General features: G+C 53.0%; 18 protein-coding genes and 1 tRNA gene. 9 read left to right on the plus strand and 10 right to left on the minus strand.

All coding sequences use genetic code 11. The annotated features are described in order from the left end of the window. Positions 1-29: 29 nt before the first annotated feature. Entirely contained in the window at positions 30-839 is an 810-nt protein-coding gene (locus KRAC_RS62655; RefSeq protein WP_007913155.1) for an RDD family protein, read from the plus strand. A 71-nt stretch (positions 840-910) separates the two neighbouring features. On the opposite strand, the gene KRAC_RS28235 is transcribed toward KRAC_RS62655, so the two are convergent. The 4 genes from KRAC_RS28235 to KRAC_RS28250 all read right to left on the minus strand — a co-directional run bounded on the left by KRAC_RS28235 (position 911) and on the right by KRAC_RS28250 (position 2798). Further along, a tRNA-Asn gene (locus KRAC_RS28235) sits at positions 911-985 on the minus strand. Between the two features lie 237 nt (positions 986-1222). Next, positions 1223-1513, minus strand: a complete 291-nt coding sequence (locus tag KRAC_RS28240; RefSeq protein ID WP_040444255.1) for a Rossmann-fold NAD(P)-binding domain-containing protein — start codon at positions 1511-1513, stop codon at positions 1223-1225. Between the two features lie 43 nt (positions 1514-1556). After that, positions 1557-2315: an SDR family NAD(P)-dependent oxidoreductase gene (locus KRAC_RS28245; RefSeq protein WP_040444256.1), complete on the minus strand. Its 759-nt coding sequence runs from the start codon at positions 2313-2315 to the stop codon at positions 1557-1559. Between the two features lie 18 nt (positions 2316-2333). After that, positions 2334-2798 carry a MerR family transcriptional regulator gene (locus KRAC_RS28250; protein ID WP_007913159.1) on the minus strand — a complete coding sequence of 155 codons (465 nt, stop codon included), beginning with the start codon at positions 2796-2798 and terminating at the stop codon, positions 2334-2336. Between the two features lie 349 nt (positions 2799-3147). Between KRAC_RS28250 and KRAC_RS28255 the strand changes: the two genes are divergently transcribed. The 3 genes from KRAC_RS28255 to KRAC_RS28265 all read left to right on the plus strand — a co-directional run bounded on the left by KRAC_RS28255 (position 3148) and on the right by KRAC_RS28265 (position 6473). Further along, a complete protein-coding gene (locus KRAC_RS28255) occupies positions 3148-4401 on the plus strand; it encodes a GAF domain-containing sensor histidine kinase (RefSeq protein WP_007913161.1) in 1254 nt (417 codons plus the stop codon). A gap of 175 nt (positions 4402-4576) precedes the next feature. Then, on the plus strand, positions 4577-5107 hold the full coding sequence (locus tag KRAC_RS28260) for a DinB family protein (protein WP_007913164.1): 531 nt from the start codon (positions 4577-4579) through the stop codon (positions 5105-5107). Between the two features lie 166 nt (positions 5108-5273). Beyond that, complete coding sequence (locus tag KRAC_RS28265) at positions 5274-6473, plus strand: helix-turn-helix domain-containing protein (protein WP_157507126.1); 1200 nt, start codon at positions 5274-5276, stop codon at positions 6471-6473. On the opposite strand, the gene KRAC_RS28270 is transcribed toward KRAC_RS28265, so the two are convergent. From KRAC_RS28270 to KRAC_RS28280, 3 genes are all read right to left on the minus strand, one after another. Beyond that, complete coding sequence (locus KRAC_RS28270) at positions 6470-7099, minus strand: alpha/beta hydrolase (RefSeq protein ID WP_007913167.1); 630 nt, start codon at positions 7097-7099, stop codon at positions 6470-6472. The genes KRAC_RS28265 and KRAC_RS28270 overlap by 4 nt on opposite strands. Positions 7100-7347: 248 nt before the next feature. Next, on the minus strand, positions 7348-8313 hold the full coding sequence (locus tag KRAC_RS28275; RefSeq protein ID WP_040444258.1) for a ring-cleaving dioxygenase: 966 nt from the start codon (positions 8311-8313) through the stop codon (positions 7348-7350). Positions 8314-8632: 319 nt separating this feature from the next. After that, a complete protein-coding gene (locus KRAC_RS28280; RefSeq protein WP_007913169.1) occupies positions 8633-9559 on the minus strand; it encodes a LolA-like protein in 927 nt (308 codons plus the stop codon). Between the two features lie 394 nt (positions 9560-9953). On the opposite strand from KRAC_RS28280, the gene KRAC_RS28285 reads away from it, so the two are divergent. Together KRAC_RS28285 and KRAC_RS62660 are read left to right on the plus strand one after the other, a co-directional pair. Further along, positions 9954-11723 carry a trypsin-like peptidase domain-containing protein gene (locus tag KRAC_RS28285; RefSeq protein WP_007913170.1) on the plus strand — a complete coding sequence of 590 codons (1770 nt, stop codon included), beginning with the start codon at positions 9954-9956 and terminating at the stop codon, positions 11721-11723. A 280-nt stretch (positions 11724-12003) separates the two neighbouring features. After that, complete coding sequence (locus tag KRAC_RS62660; RefSeq protein ID WP_169460950.1) at positions 12004-13116, plus strand: TQO small subunit DoxD; 1113 nt, start codon at positions 12004-12006, stop codon at positions 13114-13116. Between the two features lie 95 nt (positions 13117-13211). Here KRAC_RS62660 and KRAC_RS28295 read toward each other — a convergent pair whose 3' ends face one another. The 3 genes from KRAC_RS28295 to KRAC_RS28305 all read right to left on the minus strand — a co-directional run bounded on the left by KRAC_RS28295 (position 13212) and on the right by KRAC_RS28305 (position 14903). Next, positions 13212-13982 (minus strand): enoyl-ACP reductase FabI, encoded by a 771-nt coding sequence (locus tag KRAC_RS28295; RefSeq protein WP_007913172.1) that lies wholly within the window; start codon positions 13980-13982, stop codon positions 13212-13214. 254 nt (positions 13983-14236) lie between these two features. Next, positions 14237-14584, minus strand: coding sequence for a rhodanese-like domain-containing protein (locus tag KRAC_RS28300; protein WP_007913173.1), 348 nt, complete (start codon positions 14582-14584; stop codon positions 14237-14239). A gap of 73 nt (positions 14585-14657) precedes the next feature. Next, positions 14658-14903, minus strand: coding sequence for a hypothetical protein (locus KRAC_RS28305; RefSeq protein WP_007913175.1), 246 nt, complete (start codon positions 14901-14903; stop codon positions 14658-14660). A gap of 316 nt (positions 14904-15219) precedes the next feature. Here KRAC_RS28305 and hutI point away from each other — a divergent pair, with 316 nt between their 5' ends. The 3 genes from hutI to KRAC_RS28320 all read left to right on the plus strand — a co-directional run bounded on the left by hutI (position 15220) and on the right by KRAC_RS28320 (position 18633). Continuing rightward, positions 15220-16509, plus strand: coding sequence for an imidazolonepropionase (hutI, locus tag KRAC_RS28310; RefSeq protein WP_007913183.1), 1290 nt, complete (start codon positions 15220-15222; stop codon positions 16507-16509). Between the two features lie 432 nt (positions 16510-16941). Further along, positions 16942-17238 carry a hypothetical protein gene (locus KRAC_RS28315; protein ID WP_007913193.1) on the plus strand — a complete coding sequence of 99 codons (297 nt, stop codon included), beginning with the start codon at positions 16942-16944 and terminating at the stop codon, positions 17236-17238. Positions 17239-17754: 516 nt separating this feature from the next. After that, complete coding sequence (locus KRAC_RS28320) at positions 17755-18633, plus strand: hypothetical protein (protein WP_007913203.1); 879 nt, start codon at positions 17755-17757, stop codon at positions 18631-18633. The last annotated feature ends 165 nt before the right edge of the window (positions 18634-18798 follow it).

Genomic DNA, 18798 nt, shown 5'->3' on the forward strand with positions numbered 1-18798 from the left:
TTCCCTATTAGTAAAAAAGAAGAGATGATATGTTGAACGTAACCCGTAATTCGACGCTGGATGCGGATGTGGTTATCCGCCGCATTCTCGCTGTCTGCATTGACTCCTTGATACTGAGCGTCATCATATTCTTCGTCAACAGCTCTTTCGGGGCGATGCATGTGACTGGTGGCACCATCCCCACCAATTATACCGCCATCTATACGGTTGATTGGCCCTGGTACATTCTTCTTGTCTTTGCCTACTTTTTCATTCTGGAAGCTCGCTTTAGCAGCACCATTGGAAAACGACTCCTCGGGTTACACATCGTCGATCGCTCTGGCAAACCAATCACCTTATGCGCTGCACTCCTACGCAATCTCTTGCGCTTTCTCGATGCCCTCCCTTGCTTCTATCTACTTGGCGGCATCATCATGTTTCTCCTGCCACAACACCAGCGGATCGGAGATCTGGCCGCACAGACGCTTGTTGTCCGCTATGTCCCAGCTCCTGCTCGCACTCCCCCTTCTCCGCCGCAACGATTAGCAAGCCTTGCTTCCACTGCTTGTCTCTTGCTTCTCATTGTCTGTGCCTGTGTTGCCTATTTCTTGCGTCCAGTGCAGGTCATCGGAGAGATGCGTTTCACCCATCAAGCATTCTTTGATGATGAGAGCATGACAAACTTTAAGCTTGGGAGCCCTTCCTGGGGATTTGGCACGGTAAGGTATCCTGTCCAATACCGGGATCAGGAAGACGGTATGACCTTCACATGTCAGGGAGAGATTGTCATGAACTTCCTTCCTATGCGTGGCTGGGCAGACACCACTGGTACTGGTTCTGGCTGTCAGGCCATCAAGTAAATGCGAGGATAAAGGTGTGGGGAGAAGGAGTTTGAAGGTAAAAGAAAAGGTCACCAGAGTGGTGACCTTTGTGGCTCCTCGAGTAGGACTCGAACCTACAACCCATCGGTTAACAGCCGATTGCTCTACCATTGAGCTATCGAGGAAGATTTTGCTTCGTCTCTCAACGACACCGACAGTATATACCAACTGCTCCGTTTCGTCAATACTTTTTTTAGCAATTTTTCGCCAAGTATAAAATTTCGTTCTTTCGATGCGCTCTATCATCGCTGTTAGAGCGCATCTATCCATTCTGATCGGCTGGAGCTTTACCTAAATGACACAAAAGCGTCTCCCATATCATTGGCGGATGAGGCAAATGTACGAACGGGCAAAGTTTTCTCTCAGACGGGTTGCGCGGTGCGAGCTGATAATTGCTCGCTGACTTGCCAGAGGTGCTGCGCGAACGCTTGATCATATGAGATTGGAGCGGACTTGCTCTCTCGATTCTTCGTAAAGTACTTGCCGGTTACCCCTTCTACCTGGGGCGACGTTGCCAGGTAGAGCGTCGTTTGAGCGCCTTGCTCGACCGATATACCCGCGAAGAAGTAGACAAGCTCTGAAATGAAATGGACAATGCCCTTCGTGCCGCTATTAAAATTGGATCTCACCAGGCCGGGATGGAGCACGTTCACGGTGACACCAGAGTCCTTTGAAATGATCTCTCATCCTCTGCTTCTAAAGGTTCATGCCACCTGACACTTCTATTCTCTGTCCATTCACCCAACGGGTATCCTCGGAGAGGAGAGCCGCAACGGCACCGCCAATGTCTTCTGGTTGGCCGACACGACCAAGTGCGATCTGTGAGGCAACAAATTGGTTGACTTCTTTGTTATCACGAACGATACCCCCTCCAAAGTCCGTTGCAATGGCACCTGGAGCCACTGTATTGACAACGATGCCTCGCTGACCAAGTTCAACTGCCATGTAGCGAGTCAGCACCTCGATCGCCCCCTTGACTGCACCATAGACACTATTGCCTGGGTGGGAAAAGCGCGCCAGTCCTGATGAGATGTTGATAATTCGTCCACCATCCACCATCAAGGGGAGAAGTGTTTGTGTGAGGAAGAAGGTTCCCTTGAAATGCACATTGACCAACTGATCAAATTGCTCTTCGGTCGTCTCGGTGAATGGCGCGTGAATGCCAAATCCAGCATTATTGACGAGGAAATCAAATGTATCTCTGTTCCACGTGCGTTTGAGTGTCTCCTTCACCGTTTCTCCAAAGGCGGCAAATGACTTCGTATCGGATACGTCGAGGTGCAGCGCGACCGCTTTGCGGCCCCGCTTCTCGATCGAAGCGACCACTGCTTCTGCTTCTTCTTTTTTGCTGTTGTAGGTCAGAAGAACATCGTTCCCCTTGGCGGCGATATTCATCGCCATATCTTTCCCAAGCCCTCGGCTTCCGCCAGTAATGATGGCTATTTTCATGAGCATTCCTTTCAAGAATACGTCCTATTTTTCCTTGATAATTTGTTTTGCCAGGCCAGAGGTGATCTCAGCTATTTCTCTCACCTGTGCGTCGTCGCCGCTCTGGACTGCTTTCCAAAACGCGACCTTCTGCTCCAGGTAGCGAAGATGCTCTTGCTTCTGAGCCAGCTCTTGCTCCAGTGCTTTTTTTTGCCCTTCGAAGAGCGCAAGCTGCTGATCGGCAGCGGCTCTGCCGTCTTTGAGAAGAGCAAAGTATTTGCGCATATCATCGATCGACATACCAGTTGTGCGTAAGCACGCTAGTGCCTCAATGTTCTGGACGTCTTCGGCGGTATATCTGCGATGACCGCTACTGCTGTCTCGCTTCACTCGGTCGAGTAAGCCAATCCGCTCATAGTAACGGAGTGTATGCTCGCTCAGCCCACTTCTCTGAACCACTTCCTGGAGCGTAAAGTGAAGAGGTATTTTCGTCTCTGTATCACTTATCATAGAGGTAGTATGCACTACCTAGAGTGCTCTAGGTCAAGAGCCAAACGCGTCTTTTGGGAAATTGGTCAGATCATTCTTTTTCGTCCGGGGAAGTCTTGGCGGGGAAACGTGGGTTAACCTAAGCGGCGGAGGTGACTATGTCGCTTAGGTTCTTCTGAAAATCTTGCTGAAGTGTTTTCATTCGGGGTGGTGCACTTTGGTGCATGGCCTCTTAACCGAAACGTGTGCGAAAAAATGTACAACTCATTTCCGCTCAAGGTACCACTCTAGGAAGTAAGGCAACCTACTTGATCTCAGCCCTTACTATAAGGATGAAAAGTGTGCCAGATTGCAGAACAAGAGGTTCCTAATGAATTACAGTGAGGATAAGTATCAGGGTGATTCGAAGCCAGGGTACTTATTGCATACTCTGGAACAGTTACTTGCCATTGAATCCGTCCAGGTGAAACCATCCCTTGATCAAGCGGCGCAACTGCTTGTCAATGTCTTGGATGCAGAAAAGATAGATGTGCTCCTCTACGATCCAAATACGACAAGTCTGGTAGCCATGGGCATTAGTGATACACCAATGGGAAGACGGCAACAGAAACTTGGTTTGGATCGGCTTCCGCTTGCCAATGGAGGTAGCACAGTGAAAGTTTTTCTCACAGGAACTCCGTATCTCACAAAGCATGCCGATCAAGAACAAGGGGAGCTCAAAGGGTTAATACAACCTCCTCCAGATGGACTTGGAGTGATGTCAGAGATGGGAGTTCCTCTTATTGTGAATGGAGAACGACGAGGAGTCCTGTTAGCAACATCCAATAAGCCTGAGTTCTTTACAAAGCAAGACTTATCCTTTCTCGAAGCCGTCTCGCATTGGATAGGGATGGTGTTCCATCGAGCTGAGCTAGTTGAGCAACAAACCAGAGAGGCACACGAACATGGACGACGACAAGCTGCTGAACAGTTGCTAACTATCATGGCTCATGACCTCAAAAACTATTTGACTCCACTCAAAGGTCGCCTCGGCATCATGGCGCGCCGTGCTAGACGAGAACAACGAGAACAGGACATAAGAGATACCGCAAGTGCTCAAAAGGCGTTTGAGCAAGTGAATCACATCATTACCAACTTATTAGATATCGCTCGCCTGGATCAGGGACTCTTTACCCTCGTACATCAGCCTATTGAACTTGTGGACTTTGTACAAGAAATAGTCACCGCAATGCGTGTTTCAGAGACCCCTATCCGTGTGCAAGCATCTACAAGCATCGAGATCTCAGCTGATCCTGATCGATTGCAACAAGCTTTAGAAAATTTGCTAGCAAATGCCGTCAAATATGCTCCCAAGCATACTCCTGTAGGAGTAAGAATTGAGCGAAGGCACCACGATGATACACAGTTGGCATGCGTGACGGTGAGCAACCAAGGACCAAGCATTCCCGAGCATTTACAAACACACCTCTTTGAGCCGTTTGTAGCAGGGTCAAGCTCCACAGGATTAGGCTTAGGTCTATACTTAGCGCGTGGAATCGCACTTGCTCACCATGGAGATCTTACAGTCTATTCGTCAGAGCAAGAAGTCCATTTTACCCTCTCGCTGCCCATCAAAGAAGAGTGACAGTATGTAGTGCGCACAGCGATCTGGCGGTCGCGGTGCCCCTCTATCTCGGGCTTGCTCTCCCCCCTGACTATTAAACCATTGAACTGGACAATAAGGATGTAATAGAAGATAATATTTTTTGACAGGGAACAGAAGAATTTCTGCGTATTCCAGATGGTAGGAGCGATAAGCATTGGATATTATCAGCTTTTATCGCCAGGAGCAGCGCCGGGTACATGTGGCGCTACAAGAAGCGGTGCACGAGCTCACGACCGATGAGTGGCACTTTCTGCTCCCAGGCGCGGGGAACCATATTGCCTTTACCTTCTTACACTGTATACGCACTGAGGACAATGTCTATCGTTTTATTCTCCAGGGCCGTCCACCCATCTGGAATGAAGACAAATGGCATGAGATCCTGCACCTTCCTGAGCGCCTTCAAGGTACTAGCATGTCAATCGCCGACTCTCGACGCATCTTTATCCATGAACCAGCTTCCCTGCTCCAATACGCCGAACAGGTCTGGCGAGATGGCGAGACCTATCTCTCTTCTATCCAGGATGGCGGATCCGCGCTCGCCGACCGCATCATCCATGTCAATCCCCTGGGCAATATGCCCGCTCTCCAGGTCATCGGGCAGGTCTGTATCTCAGATCTCTTCATCCACCTGGGAGAGATACACACCTTGCTAGGCGCACAAGGGAAAAAAGTACGCCTGCTATAGCGACCTGCCAAAATTTTAATAAATTTTTGATATACTTGCACTTGACCCGTAATCTAAAATCTTTTATAAACAAAAGTGCAGGCAATGCTATGCCGTACGTTCCCAACCGTTTTATGAGCAGAGAGGCACTATGACCATGCATACCTGGAATTCTGGGGAGGCTTCTGTGTCGAAAAAGCAGAACACGTTGTTAAGGTCTGCCCGTCTGAAGAAGAGTTGGACACCCGAATTCGTAAGTGGGAAGGTGGGAGTGAGTCGCTACACCTATATTCGCTGGGAAGAGGGCTTGCAGGCTCCCCGCCTCACCTCCCTTCAGGCGCTCTGCTCCATCTTTGAAATGTCACCTACCGAGCTTGGCTTCGCCGAACTACTCGAAGAACGTATGCGCTCGCGCTCCTCGCTTAATGGCAAGACGACCCTACGACCACCCACTGACTCGCTAGAATTGCCAGCTATAGAGGGTCCCCAGGAACCTACGCTGACCGAAGCCCTGGCCATGTGGAGTATGGGCCTTGCCTCATGCTGGCGCCTCTATATGATGGGGGGACAGAGCGAGCTTGAACGCCTCCTACCTACCTACCTGGCGCAATTGACCGCACCAACGCTACATCCCGGTCCCGAACAGAGAAGCGCCGCCTCGCTTACCGCCCAGGTCTACCAGCTTATGGCCATGCTCGAACTCCAGCGTGGCGATTTTGTCTCGGCCCAGATGAATGGCACGCAAGCCGTGGTGTATAGCCAGCTCGCAAAAAATTGGAACTTGTACATCGCCTCGCAGTTGCGCATGGCCACGGTCTTTACACAACGCAAGCGCATAGGTGCGGCCCTGGGGGCCTATAATGACGCCCTCAAGCGCATCAACACGATCAGCGAGACCATTTCGCCCCTACTTCATGGCTGGATCTTCGCAGGCCTGGCTGAGATTCAGGCCGCAATGAACCATGAGCAGGAGGCTATGCAGTTCCTGCGCCTGGCCATGGCCGTCTTCCCCGAGCACCCGGAAGAGGATGCTACCTTTGCCTATACATATTGTGATCGCTCGCTGCTCTATTACTACCAGGGGCATGTCTTTCTGCACCTGGGAGAGCCGCGCCTGGCCTGGGACGCATTCGCCCAGGTTGATGAGCTTAAACCGGCTCCCCCAGAGAGAACGCGTGCCGAATTTCTCAGGCTCAAAGCCTATACGGCACTTGTGCTGGGAAATATGGTACAAAGCTGCATCTACCTGGAGGCCGCGACACGCGCCGCGCAAGCCATTAGTAGCGATTTGATCCATAGCCAGATCTATGGCCTCTATGAGCATATGCTCTCGATCTGGGGTCAGGAGCCACGCGTGCGCTCCCTCGCCCATCTCTTCCAGAACTAGAAGTGCTTCTCAACCCAGGCCCGCGCCTCGCGTACCTCTTCATGGATGATGGTATGTCCAGTGTTATTCCAGTATGCCTGAACCTCAGCCCCCTGCTGCTCAAGCAGGTTGATGAGTCTCTGAGTATTCTCAGTGGGAATCAGCATATCGGAGCGGCCGGCAGCCACAAAGATTGGGCGATGCTGCAAATCCACCTGCGCCTCTGGCTCAAAGGGGAACATGGCGTGCGAGAGATAGGCTCCCGCCAGGGCCTCGGGCCTGAGTAGGAGCATACTGGCGGCGATATTCGCCCCGTTGGAGAAGCCGACCGCGACCACCTGGTGCGCGTCAAAGGCGTATTCCTCGCTGGCCGCCTGGAGGAAGTCTGCCAGCTCTACAGTCCGCTGCTTCAGGTCATCGATATCAAAGACGCCTTCGGCGAAGCGACGGAAGAAGCGCGGCATACCATTCTCCAGTACATTGCCGCGTGGACTCAGCAACGCGGAGCCAGGGCTGAGCATGTGCCCCAGGTTGAGCAAGTCGTTCTCATTGCCCCCCGTGCCATGCAGCAGCAGGAGGGTGGGCTTATTGGTTTCCTGCGCGGGCTGAAAGTGGTGAATATAGTGTTGTAAAGCGTCTTTTGCCATGGTTTTGCCTCTTGTTAGTTGTCTATTCCGGTGTTACAGACCTCTCAGCGCCTACGGCGCTTCGCGGAATTTAGGAGATGTACGATGGGGTTGCGTTCGCAACCCCATCGTACATCTCTACCCCATTTTCTAGCGGATTTAGGGGGATGGTAAAAGTGAGCTGCCCCTTTCCTGACCCATTTTCTAGTGGGTTTTGGTACCGGTCCAGAGGATGGTAAAAGTGAGCTGCCCCTTTCCTGACCCATTTTCTAGCGGGTTTCGGTACCGGTCCAGGGGATGGTAAGGGTGGGCAGCGCCTTCTCGAGTTCCGGACGATTGCTCTCTAGCCAGGTGGGGAGCTTGAGGTGCGTTCCCAGTTCGGCCACAGGTTCATCTACCGGGAAGCCGGGCTGGTCGGTCGCGATCTCGAAGAGGACCCCGCTGGGCTCTCTAAAGTAGATGGAGTGAAAGTAGTTACGGTCGAGCACCTGAGTGACCTGCATCCCCTCGTCTGTCAGGGCCTGGCGCCACTGGAGCTGCTCTTCATCGTTCGCGGCACGGAACGCTACGTGGTGTACGCTGCCTACCGCCTCCTGGCCTCGCACCTGGCCTGGCAGATCCAGCAGGTCGACGATTGAGGCATTGCCACTCTGAGCGGCGACGAAGCGCGTGCGCTGTCCCTCCTGCTGCTGAAGCTTAAAGCCCATGGCCTGGGTCAACAGCTTCGCGCTTGACTCATAGCGTGCGACCGCCAGGGTCACGCCATAGAAGCCGCGAATTGCCTGCTCCGCCGGAACCGGACCCTGCTTCCAATAGATCTCTCGCTGCTCAATCCCTGGGGCCGCGACCAACTCAAGTTGCAAGCCATTAGGGTCTTCGAAGGAGAGCACCTGCTCCTCAAAGCGCTGCGCCGGCCCCTCAAAGGCGATATGGTGAGCGCGCAGCCGCTCCTGCCAGTAGTCCAGGGCCTGTGCTGGGATGGCGAAGGAGGTCGTAGCAACCTGGCCTGTGCCACGTCGCCCCCTGGGATATCCGGGCCAGGAGAAGAAGGTCATGATCGTACCAGGATAGCCAACCTCGTCCCCATAATAGAGGTGGTGGGTCTCCGGCGAATCGAAGTTCACGGTCTTTTTGACAAAGCGCAAGCCAAGCAGGCCAGTGTAAAAGTCCAGGTTACGCTGTGGATCATCGGTGATCGCAGTTACATGATGGATGCCCGAGATAGCGTTTGCCATGGTGTATACCTCCAGCGGTATGAATAGAGTTTCTTTATTCTTGTGATGCCCCGTGTTGAGCTTACAAGTCAACATCAGAGCCTACTTAACAGTATGTTTATTTACAAAATAATAGTAACTTATTTTTAGTTAGTTGTCAATAGGGTATTATCACGCCTACCTCCTACCCCCAGAGCGCCGCAAGCGCGAAAAGCAGACCCTGAAAGTGAGTTTTTAAGAAGCTCTAACAGATAGAAAAAGAGCCGAGACCTCGAATTGAGTCTCGGCTCCAGCGATGTGTAATGGACGCTCTAGTAAGGGGTAAGCGTCTGAGCTGGCGTTATTTCTTGGGCAGATTGACACCCAGGACCTGCTCCAGGTTGGTAACACGAGTCGCGCTGGCAGGAGCATCGATGGTAACAGGATCATTAAACTTGCTCAGATCAAGGATAGAGTTCATATTGACCGTGAAGTCCTGGGTCGCGGAGTCACTGAAGAGCTTCCCATCGGCTACCAGGTTAATCTTGAGCTGGGTGCGATGGACATAGTACTGCGACTCATCAATCCAGACATCCAGGTTCGTCTTTACCGACTTGGTGCCATTAATGACTTTATCGACGTTCTGCTGGCTGACACCAAAGTAGCTGGCAACCTGGGGATTCTGCTTGAGAAGTTGGCGCAGGGCCTCTTTATCCAGCTCGGCACCCAGGTGGCGCAGTTGCTGCCCATTCACATTCTCAGTGTGGTAATCTGTGATCTTCGAATTCTGGATCAGACCAAGCAGGCTATTCTGGTCCAGAGAGACATTGGAGGGTAGAGGCAACTTGCCGGCCTCGGACTGTAAGTCACTCTTGCTGATGACATACCACTTCCCATTTACCTGGAAGTAGACGTCATTGCCCTTTACAACCTGTTGCTCAGGGAAGCTCTGCCCCTGCGCACTCGCGGTGTACTGGACTTTGGCATTATCGGCACCAGCCTGGTCGCCCTCACCATTTACGTTCGTGCTGACGTTCTGAGGCTGAGTAATTCCATTGCCTGTTGATACCTGTGGTACCTTGACGTCATCGGTCAGTTGCAGCTTAAAGTGCGAAGACTTGAGCTGCTGCATGGCAGTCGAGCTTTTCTGCACAACCTCCAGGGGCGTGGTACTGGTAGTACCTGTTCCCGTGGAACTCTGGCTACAGGCGCTCAGGAGCAGTATAAGCATGCTCACCAGCGCCAGAGCCATGCCAGAGCGCGTCCATAATTGCATCTTCTGTGACATTATATTTTCACCTCTATTTGCTTAAATTATCTTGCGTAAATTACGCACCATATTGATTGCTTTTAATACTCATAATACGGGGCAAAGGCCTGTTTTAGTTTCAAGGAGAAAAATAGCATATAGCGTGCATGTGGACTTGCGGACAGAGTCCGCAAGTCCACATGCACGCTATATCTCCCCATTCTCTATACAGAGACGCTTATCGATGGTAAGATATATGGTATAGTAAGAAAATTCATTTCTAACAAAAGCATCCTGATAAACGTTACTCATTTTTGCAACGTTTGCAACAAATTGTGAACTAGTACGTATCTCTACTGTCGAAATATAGGATATAATACTACAAGCAATTGCTCTCTATCCCCAACCAGGCCCAGGACAGGATTTACAAGATATGAAACGAAGATTACCCACACAGCACACACAGCAGAAGCTGCGTTTCAGTTTCCTGGTCATGCTGGCAGTGAGTGCTCTTGTCTTCGCCACCTTCGGCAATACGAAGAGCGCACTCGCCGATAGCAAACCTGGAGGAAACATTTCTGATCCCGTTGTTCGCGCGGTGGATGTTGCCAAGCCGGCAGTGGTACGTATTATCACCACTCTGACCTCGCATGTGACGGTCCATTTCGCCAGTGGAGACGTGAAATTTCCCCAGGGTGGCGATGGTTATATCGCACAACTCTCGGGTAGTGGCACATTTATTACCTCCAATGGAGATGTGCTGACCGCCGACCACGTTGTCAATCCGCCCAAAGATGCTTCGCTCGTCCAGTATATTAATAAGCAGGCTGCCAATGACGTCGCGGCATATCTGACCCAAAAGGGAAAAGCGACGACCGCCAGCGACGCGGAACAGCAGCTCGATAGCGGCGCCTTGCAGTCGGACGCAAGTATTGACCAGAAGCAGAGCGAGGTCTTTCTAAGCACCGACTATACGGGAAACCTGACGGCATCCAATTTTAATAGCGTGCCCTCCTATATTCATGCCAGTGTCGATAAGATTGAGCAACAGAGTTCGCTGGATCAGCGCGACCTGGCGATTGTGCACGCGGCCTTCCAGGATACCCCCAGTGTTCAGCTCGGCAACTCCTCCTCAGTTCAGCAGCAGGACGAGCTAACGATCATTGGCTTCCCCGGCAACGGCGATGTCAGCAACCGTCCAACGGACCTGCTGACCTCCTCCGTCAATAAGATCTCGGTAAGCTCAATCAAGACCACGGATAGCGGAGCGCCCGTCATCCAGGTCGGAGGAAATGTCGAGCATGGAGATAGTGGTGGCCCGGCCCTGGATAACAATGGTCGCGTCGTGGGGGTCGTCAGCTTTGGCCTCTCCAGCCCCAATTCGCCAGGCAGCACAACCTTCCTTCAGGCCAGCAGTGGCGCCACTGATATGGCACAGAGCCTGGGCCTGAATACAGCGCCTGGCACGTTCCAGAAGCTCTGGCAGCAGTCCTTTGACGCCTATGCCTCTAAGGATGCGGGCCACTGGCACAAGGCGCAGACACTCTTTGATCAGCTGCAAAACAACTATCCAAACTTTAAGTCGGTGGAGCAGTACGCGAGCTATGCGCGCACACAGGCCAACAGCGAGAGCCAGAATGGTTCAACGCCCAGTAAGTCAGGCAATCAGCTTATCAATACTTCCTCCATTTCCTGGGGACTCATCCTGGCAGTCATCGCAATTCTGGCAATTGTGGCCCTGCTCTTCTTTACCATCTCCGCACGTAGCAGGAATAAGAGGCAGGCAGCAGTTGCAGGCTACCCTGGCAATCCTGGTCAACCAGTCTATCCGAGCCAGCCTGGAGCGTTCGCTAATAGCCACCCAGGTGCCACGCCGGGACCCTTCCCGCCGACGCCTGGCGCGTTTAATACCCCAAGCGGTTATGACGATGGCATGGCGGCCTTTGGCGCGCCTGCACGTCCATCGTCGTCTTATCCTGCTCCCTCCCCAATCCCTCCACAGCCAAGCTTTGGGAGCCAGCCGTCGCCATTTATGGCACAGCCTGGACCCACGCCCCTGGCGACACCATATCCAAATAATCCTCCAGTGACGACACAAATCTGGCCCTGTGGGCACGCCAACCGTCCCGAGGCACGTTTCTGTAGCATCTGTGGTGAATCTGCCCCCCAGCCACCCACAGTGCGACGTCCAGTCGAACAGTAAACACCCTAACAAGCCAAAAAGGAGCGCCAGGCGGGATCGCCTGGCGCTCCTTTTTGGAGTTCAGGAAAAGCGTAGTAAATAGAGGGATTATGCAGATTGAGAATCTTATTTCAGGCAGAATTCAGGAGAGAGGTGTATCTCTTCAAGTAGATAATCGTTGATGTAATTGTAATAAGCGTGATAGCAACCTGTCTCTACAGACAAGGTCGTATAGATTGAATAACACCCAGACCACTATCCAGATCCATAATAGGGAGGTTCCATGATCAGCAGCAGGACCATGCCAGACACACGATATAGTAGTTCCCCTAAAGAGCCGAAACCCGCGCCCACATCCCGTGCCCTGGCGTTGTTGCCGCTACGCCTCTTTCTGGGCTTCACTTTTCTGTACGCAGGTATACAAAAACTGACTGATCCAAACTTCTTGCGGCCTGGAAATCCAGATTTCATCGGCCAGCAGATTCTCACGTTCGCGCAAACCTCGCCACTGAGTGCATTGTTGCTTCAGGTGGCGGAGCCACACGCGATTCTCTCTGGCCAGATCATCGCTTATGGCGAGCTGGCGCTTGGCCTGGGCGCCCTGCTGGGACTCCTACTGCGGCCGGCCTCCTTCTTTGGTTTACTGCTCAACATCTTGCTTTGGCTCAGTGCCTCCTGGAGTGTCTACCCCTACTTCTACGGCTCTGACATCGTCTTTGCCTGCTGCTGGCTCGTGCTCTTGCTCAACGGTCCACACGGTACCGGTCTGCCAACGCTTGATGAGATCTTCTTTACGCCTGTGCTCATGCGGCGTTTGGCGCAGAGAAGAGGATCGGCGGCGCGCACCCTTTCTCTCTGGCTAGGCCTCCCGCTTGCGCCAGCCCTGGCCAGAACGGCATATCCACAGGTGAACGCGCCAACGCGACGTATCTTTCTCTGGGGAGCCCTGACAGGTGGCATAAGTGTGGCTGTTATAGCGACCCTGGGTAATCTGCTCCAGGTGGGACGCCAGGCGAATGTTCCCATTGCCAACCAGGCGACACCTACTGTTAGCACGCCCCCTGGCAGTACGGCGACGGCAACCAGTGTTGAGAGTCCTTCTAATGGGGCAATTGCACGTGTAAGCGATGTGCAGCCTAATAGCGCGCTTCCCTTCATTGACGCGGGAAGTGGGCAGAATGCCTTATTAATTCATCTCGATAGTAATCAGTTTGTGGCCTATAGTGCGCGCTGCACCCATGCAGGCTGTACCGTTAGCTACGATAGTGATAGTAAGCTAATTGTCTGTCCCTGTCATGGCGCCAGTTATGATCCCGCTAAGCAGGCCGAGGTCGTTCGTCCGCCGGCCCGTCGCCCTCTTGCCTCGATTCCTATTCATATCGACAGTGCCACTGGCGAGATCCTGCCTGGCTAATCTTGACTGAGAATGTTTCACGTGAAACATAGAAAAGGCGAGAAAAAAGCTGGGATCTCTGATCAGAGATCCCAGCTTTTTTCTCGCCTTTTGCTTTAGGCTCCCATGACGTTGTAGCCGGCATCGACGTAGAGCGTCTCACCGGTGATGGCACGGGCCAGGTTGCTGGAGAGGAAGAGGGCGGTATCGCCAACCTCGCTCTGCTCGATGTTGCGGCGCAGAGGCGCGATCTCGGCCACGTGGTTGCGGAAACCAGTCAGGCCAGAGACACCACGCGCGGCCAGTGTATTAAGTGGACCAGCCGAGATGGTGTTGACGCGAATGTTGTGCTCGCCCAGCTCATAGGCCAGGTAGCGCGTGCTGCACTCCAGAGCGGCCTTGGCCACGGCCATGACATTATACTTGGGCATGACACGCTGGCTAGCCATATAGGTCAGGCTGGTGATACTACCACCATTCTGCTGCATCAATGGCACGGCGCGTTTGGCCATAGCGACCAGGGAGTAGGCACTGATATCCAGCGCGGTATGGAAGCCCTCACGCGTGGTCTGGACAAAGGGATTCTCCAGTTCAGAGGGAGGCGCGAAGGCCACGGCATGAATCAGGATATCCAGGCTGCCACCGAAGATCTCCCCGGCTTTAGCAAAAGCGCTATCCAACTCCTCATCGCTCTGCACATCGCAGGGGATAACCTCGGTACCGGGAATCTTGGCCGCCAACTCGCGCACATATTTCTCCATACGCTCCTGATACGTAAATACCAGCTGCGCGCCCTCGCTAGCCAGCGACTGTGCGATGGCCCAGGCAATCGAACGATGGTTAGCGACGCCGAAAATCAGCGCCTTTTTTCCTTCCAATAGAGGCATATGCTCTATCTCCTCTCACAAATAGCTATCTAACCCCATGTGCAACTTTTTGGTGTCACACCTCGCGCCTGCGGCGCTCGCCGTGGTAGAGGGTGTGGTGCTGTGTGGTGGCCTGCGGCCACCACACAGCACCACACCCTCTACCACCAAATAACGTGTACATCGGGTTAGCTAGAACCAAATCTTTTATAAGCTCTTGCAGCGATGTGACACGCCTGGTGTAACAGTAACGCTGTCAAGTAGAGGGGGGTGTATTAGCGCGTGGCAGGAAGACCGTAGCCGATCCAGCCGTGCATGCCGTGCGCCAGATTGTAGACCTTCTGGAAGCCCAGGAGGCGCGCGATCTCGGAAGCCGAGGCACTGCGACGACCAGAGGCACACACAAAAATGACATCTTCATCCTTGGGGAGATTCTGCTCTGCCAGCTCCTTGCCAAAGGCGTAGATGCCAGCGATGGGAACCAGGGTAGCCTGGGCGATGTGGCCGCCATTCCACTCATCCAATTGACGCACATCAATGACATGCGCGCCTGCTTCGATTAAGCGTTTGGCCTCTTCGGCGTCAATCTCGCTATAGGGAAGCTGCTCTTCCTCTTCGTACATAGTTGATCACTCCTTGGAGTACTGTACAGCTGCATTGAGCTGTGTGTGGCCCGAAACGTCAGCTGATAATGTGCTACACTTTACCGTTCTCGAACTCTTCCAACCAGACCTTTCCCATGAGGGTGGGAGAGATAATATATTCATCGCCAACGAATGCCATCGTTAACAGTCCCTGATCCTCCATCTCGCGAAAGTCATCTGTTACCAGATACTGGTCGCGCAACAGGCGTGAGACATCGCTCTCAGGCAACTGCTTCCAGGTTTGCAACACACGTAAGACCGCCGCATAACGCGGCCTGTTATCGTCTACAGCTCGCATAAACCTTCACAAGCTCCCTCATCGTTTTCTCTGGCATCCTTGCACAGCGTACGCAACGGCATTAACATGCCTCCACATGCGCACTGCTCACAGTGTAACAAATCCGCCTGTACTGAGCAAGTCGGTATTACAAGTCTATGTTCGGTATGCCCGCGTCCTAAATCGGTATTACAAGTCTATGTTCGATATGCCCGCGTCCTAAATCTATATTCTAGCCTATATTCGCTTGAACGACAGCATGATATACTGTAGCCGTCAGCACGCAGAAGCAGCAGAAACGCAAGCGTTCTTGCGAACTATAGAAGGAGAACATGGTATGGTGCTTGATCCCTCCCAGTCTGCGCACACGATACGCGCGGATACAGTGATTCGCAATATTGGTCAACTGGTAACAGTGGCTCAGGGTCCACTTCCCGGTGCCAGTGGTCCCCTTCAGGTGATCGACCACGCGCTGGTGAGTATTAGCCAGGGGCGTATCACCTGGATTGGACGTGAGGGCGAGGAGGAGCCGCAATTTCAATCCGCCACTACAGAAGAAGATATCGCCATCATTGATGCCGAAGGTGCGGTCATCACGCCTGGCTTCGTAGACTCCCACACACACCTCGTCTTCGCGGGCAACCGCGCCCAGGAGTTTCACCTGCGGCGCGCCGGGACCAGCTATGGCGAACTCCTCGCGCGTGGTCAGGGTATTTTAACTACCATGAACGCCACCCGCTCTGCCGACGAGGAGACGTTATTGGATCTGGCGCAGGAGCGCCTGCGCAGTCTGAGTGGATATGGCACCACGACCGTCGAGATCAAGACCGGCTATGGCCTGAATCCAGAAGCCGAGGAACAGTGCCTCCATATCATTAACAAGCTAAACATCGCAGACACAAACACCCTGCCCGCACTCAATGAAGTCCGCGTCGTACCAACCTTCCTGGGTGCGCACAGCGTTCCCCCTGAGTATCGCGAGCGACGCGAAGCATATGTAGAACTCGTCATAGAGGAGATGCTTCCTCGTTTTGTGGGGCTCGCCCGCTTCTGCGATGTCTTCTGCGAGCGCGAGGCCTTCACTCTAGAAGAGAGCCGGTGTATCCTCACACGCGCTAAAGAGCTGGGCTACCTGCTCAAACTGCATGCCGACCAGCTCAGCCCCTCGGGCGGTTCACGGCTCGCCGCTGAACTAGGAGCGGTATCCGCTGACCACCTCGACCACGCCAGCGACGAGGACCTGGAGGCCATGCGTGAGGCCGGAGTCGTCGCCACCCTCCTGCCAGGATGCTCCTACACTCTGCGCTCGCCTTATCCCACAGCGCGCCGCTTCCTCGATCACGGCCTGCACGTGGCCTTGGCGACAGACTTCAATCCCGGCACCTCCTACTGTGAGAATATGCAGATGATCCTGGGCCTGGCCATGTCCTCCATGGGCATGTCGCTGGAGGAAGCACTGACGGCCGCCACCATCAATGGCGCGCGCGCCCTCGCCCTGCAAGACGAGATCGGCAGCATCGAGGTTGGCAAACAATGCGAACTCGCCCTCTGGTCCATCCAGGATTACCACGAGATCGGCTACCACTTCGGCACCAACCTCGTACGCACCACCCTTGTGAAACGCTAATAGAGGAAATGTTTCACGTGAAACATTGCGAGGTTTTGGTCGTTGGTGGCATTGCGCTACTTACGTACACACCTACATTGGTGAGCATGGTAAACGCAGGATTGATAATGCTCTTTGAATAATAAAGCCGACAATGTGCACTCCGGCTGCGCTGCTAAAGCACACGCTTACATATCATGGCGCGAAAGGCCCCGTACCATGATATGTAAGCGTGTGCTTTAGCAGCGCAGCTCTTAGACATTCACAAATTATTTTCTAAAACTTCATTATCTTCATGCGAATTTATGGGAGGGGTGGAAATATCTTCCCAACAAAAAATATGCCCCAGTCTCGTACATCTCGCGCATCTCGTAGGCACGCACGTATGTAAGCGGCACTATCAATGTTTCACGTGAAACATTGATAGGCACAATATTGTGAAGGGATAAAACATTGGGCAATCGGGCAAGCTATGTGCTAATTGAGAATGGGCAGAAGCAAATTTTCTACTCACAATTGGGCGCACTTGCAGTCCCTGCGGTATTGCTGTCAAGGCTTGAGGATACACTGAAGTATATCCTCAAACTAGACCCTACAGAACAACTCATGAACAATGTCTGGGCAGAGGGTGGTATTCTCTATAATGCGGATGAGCGACGTGTACTATTTTGGGGTGGCGATAGCATCGCAGTCCGCCCTTATCTACGCCGTCCACTTCTAAAATTACTACCAGCCCTCTGGCAAGGCTAGTCCATTAATTGGGCGATGCATGGTGTTGCCGACTTGGCGCATGCCCTTGGCTGGGATATCTGGGAAGTGCTCAAGGATATGTCGGATGATACTGATTTTCTGGCGGGGAACGGGCCTGTAGTCGAGAGGTTATAAGTAAGCAAGATGCAGACATGATTATAAGTGTGCGCTCCAGAAATGGTGAGGTAAGAGATTATCGTGTCTTATCAGAGGAGGACCAGCAAAGCATAAAGTTTGCCCCAGGCTTTTTCAGCGTCAACACGTCACCGCTAACCTCCCAGGAGCGGCGCACAATCCTACTGAATTTATTGGCTAACTTGAGTAGCAACCCAAACACTTAAACAAATTGATCACGACATCTCTGCCTACCAACGTTTCACGTGAAACATGAGAGACCAATCTCGCGAATCTCATAAAGCCATGATCGCTGCTGACATAGGGTTGTCACTCGGTTCATCTATACTTCCTGTGTTGGAACACACAGTACTGGATGAAATCGAAGAAAGGAACGCCTCTATGAACCGTAGCCAACGTCTCGCCAAAGCCCAGGAATTTATCTGGTTGCATGCCCGGCTTCTTGAGCGCAATCTGTTCGCCTACCTCTTCGCCAATGGCAGCAAGGAGCCTGTACTTGCTGCCCTCCACGCTTACCAGAATGAGGACGGGGGCTTTGGTAACGCGCTAGAACCAGATAAGCGCTGCCCCACCAGTCAACCTCAAGATGTTGAGTTCGCTCTGCACATTCTAGATGCCATTAACGCGATGGATGATCACATGGTTACACGAGCCTGTGATTACCTGGCTACTATTACCACCCCTGAGGGCGGTGTACCGTTCGCCCTGCCATCAGTCAATGCCTATCCCCATGCTCCCTGGTGGACAGTCGATGCTAACCCGCCTGCCTCGCTCAATCCTACTGCGGCGATAGTTGGCCTGCTACTCAAGCATGACATCCAGCATCCCTGGATCGAGCCAGCGTCCGCGTTCTGCTGGCGAGAGATCGAAGCTCTAGATTCAACTGACTTCCACACATTAATGCCCGCGATCACGTTCCTAGAGTATGCCTCAGAGCGGGAGCGCGCTGAGCACAAGCTACAGCGTATCGCCACTCGCCTCGCACAGCCCGGCGTCATTGAACTCGATCCCCATGCCCAGGGCTATGTGCAGAAGCCGCTAGACTGGGCACCAAACCCACGCTGCTTCTGCCGCCACCTATTCACCGATGATATTATCAAGAGACACCTGGCCGCTCTCGCCAAACGCCAATGCGATGATGGTGGCTGGCCTATCGCCTGGGATCCTATTAGCTCGACGGTCGAGAGCGAATGGCGAGGTCGCGTCACCATAGAGGCTCTCCGCACCCTGGATGCGTACGAAAGCGTTAGCTCACATTGATGCTCTTCAGGGTATGCAGCAGCCAGCTAGAAAGCCCGATACTATTAGCGTATGCATCTACTGTCGGGTTGTTTAGAGTGTGATGTTTCACGTGAAACATTGGGTAGTATTGAACAGCGTTCCCGAAATTCCACGTTGGAATGGGAACGCTGTCGTGTTTTTTCG

The organism is Ktedonobacter racemifer DSM 44963 (genome assembly GCF_000178855.1).
In the GTDB taxonomy this organism is placed as follows: domain Bacteria; phylum Chloroflexota; class Ktedonobacteria; order Ktedonobacterales; family Ktedonobacteraceae; genus Ktedonobacter; species Ktedonobacter racemifer.

Coding starts and splice junctions, on each gene's coding strand:
- KRAC_RS28275 (WP_040444258.1), bottom strand. CDS start 8,313: ATGGCAAACGCTATCTCGGGCATCCATCATGTAACTGCGATCACCGAT.
- KRAC_RS28250 (WP_007913159.1), bottom strand. CDS start 2,798: ATGATAAGTGATACAGAGACGAAAATACCTCTTCACTTTACGCTCCAG.
- KRAC_RS28255 (WP_007913161.1), top strand. CDS start 3,148: ATGAATTACAGTGAGGATAAGTATCAGGGTGATTCGAAGCCAGGGTAC.
- KRAC_RS62655 (WP_007913155.1), top strand. CDS start 30: ATGTTGAACGTAACCCGTAATTCGACGCTGGATGCGGATGTGGTTATC.
- KRAC_RS28245 (WP_040444256.1), bottom strand. CDS start 2,315: ATGCTCATGAAAATAGCCATCATTACTGGCGGAAGCCGAGGGCTTGGG.
- KRAC_RS28320 (WP_007913203.1), top strand. CDS start 17,755: ATGAACCGTAGCCAACGTCTCGCCAAAGCCCAGGAATTTATCTGGTTG.
- KRAC_RS28300 (WP_007913173.1), bottom strand. CDS start 14,584: ATGTACGAAGAGGAAGAGCAGCTTCCCTATAGCGAGATTGACGCCGAA.
- KRAC_RS62660 (WP_169460950.1), top strand. CDS start 12,004: ATGCCAGACACACGATATAGTAGTTCCCCTAAAGAGCCGAAACCCGCG.
- KRAC_RS28270 (WP_007913167.1), bottom strand. CDS start 7,099: ATGGCAAAAGACGCTTTACAACACTATATTCACCACTTTCAGCCCGCG.
- KRAC_RS28305 (WP_007913175.1), bottom strand. CDS start 14,903: ATGCGAGCTGTAGACGATAACAGGCCGCGTTATGCGGCGGTCTTACGT.
- KRAC_RS28285 (WP_007913170.1), top strand. CDS start 9,954: ATGAAACGAAGATTACCCACACAGCACACACAGCAGAAGCTGCGTTTC.
- KRAC_RS28295 (WP_007913172.1), bottom strand. CDS start 13,982: ATGCCTCTATTGGAAGGAAAAAAGGCGCTGATTTTCGGCGTCGCTAAC.
- KRAC_RS28280 (WP_007913169.1), bottom strand. CDS start 9,559: ATGTCACAGAAGATGCAATTATGGACGCGCTCTGGCATGGCTCTGGCG.
- hutI (WP_007913183.1), top strand. CDS start 15,220: ATGGTGCTTGATCCCTCCCAGTCTGCGCACACGATACGCGCGGATACA.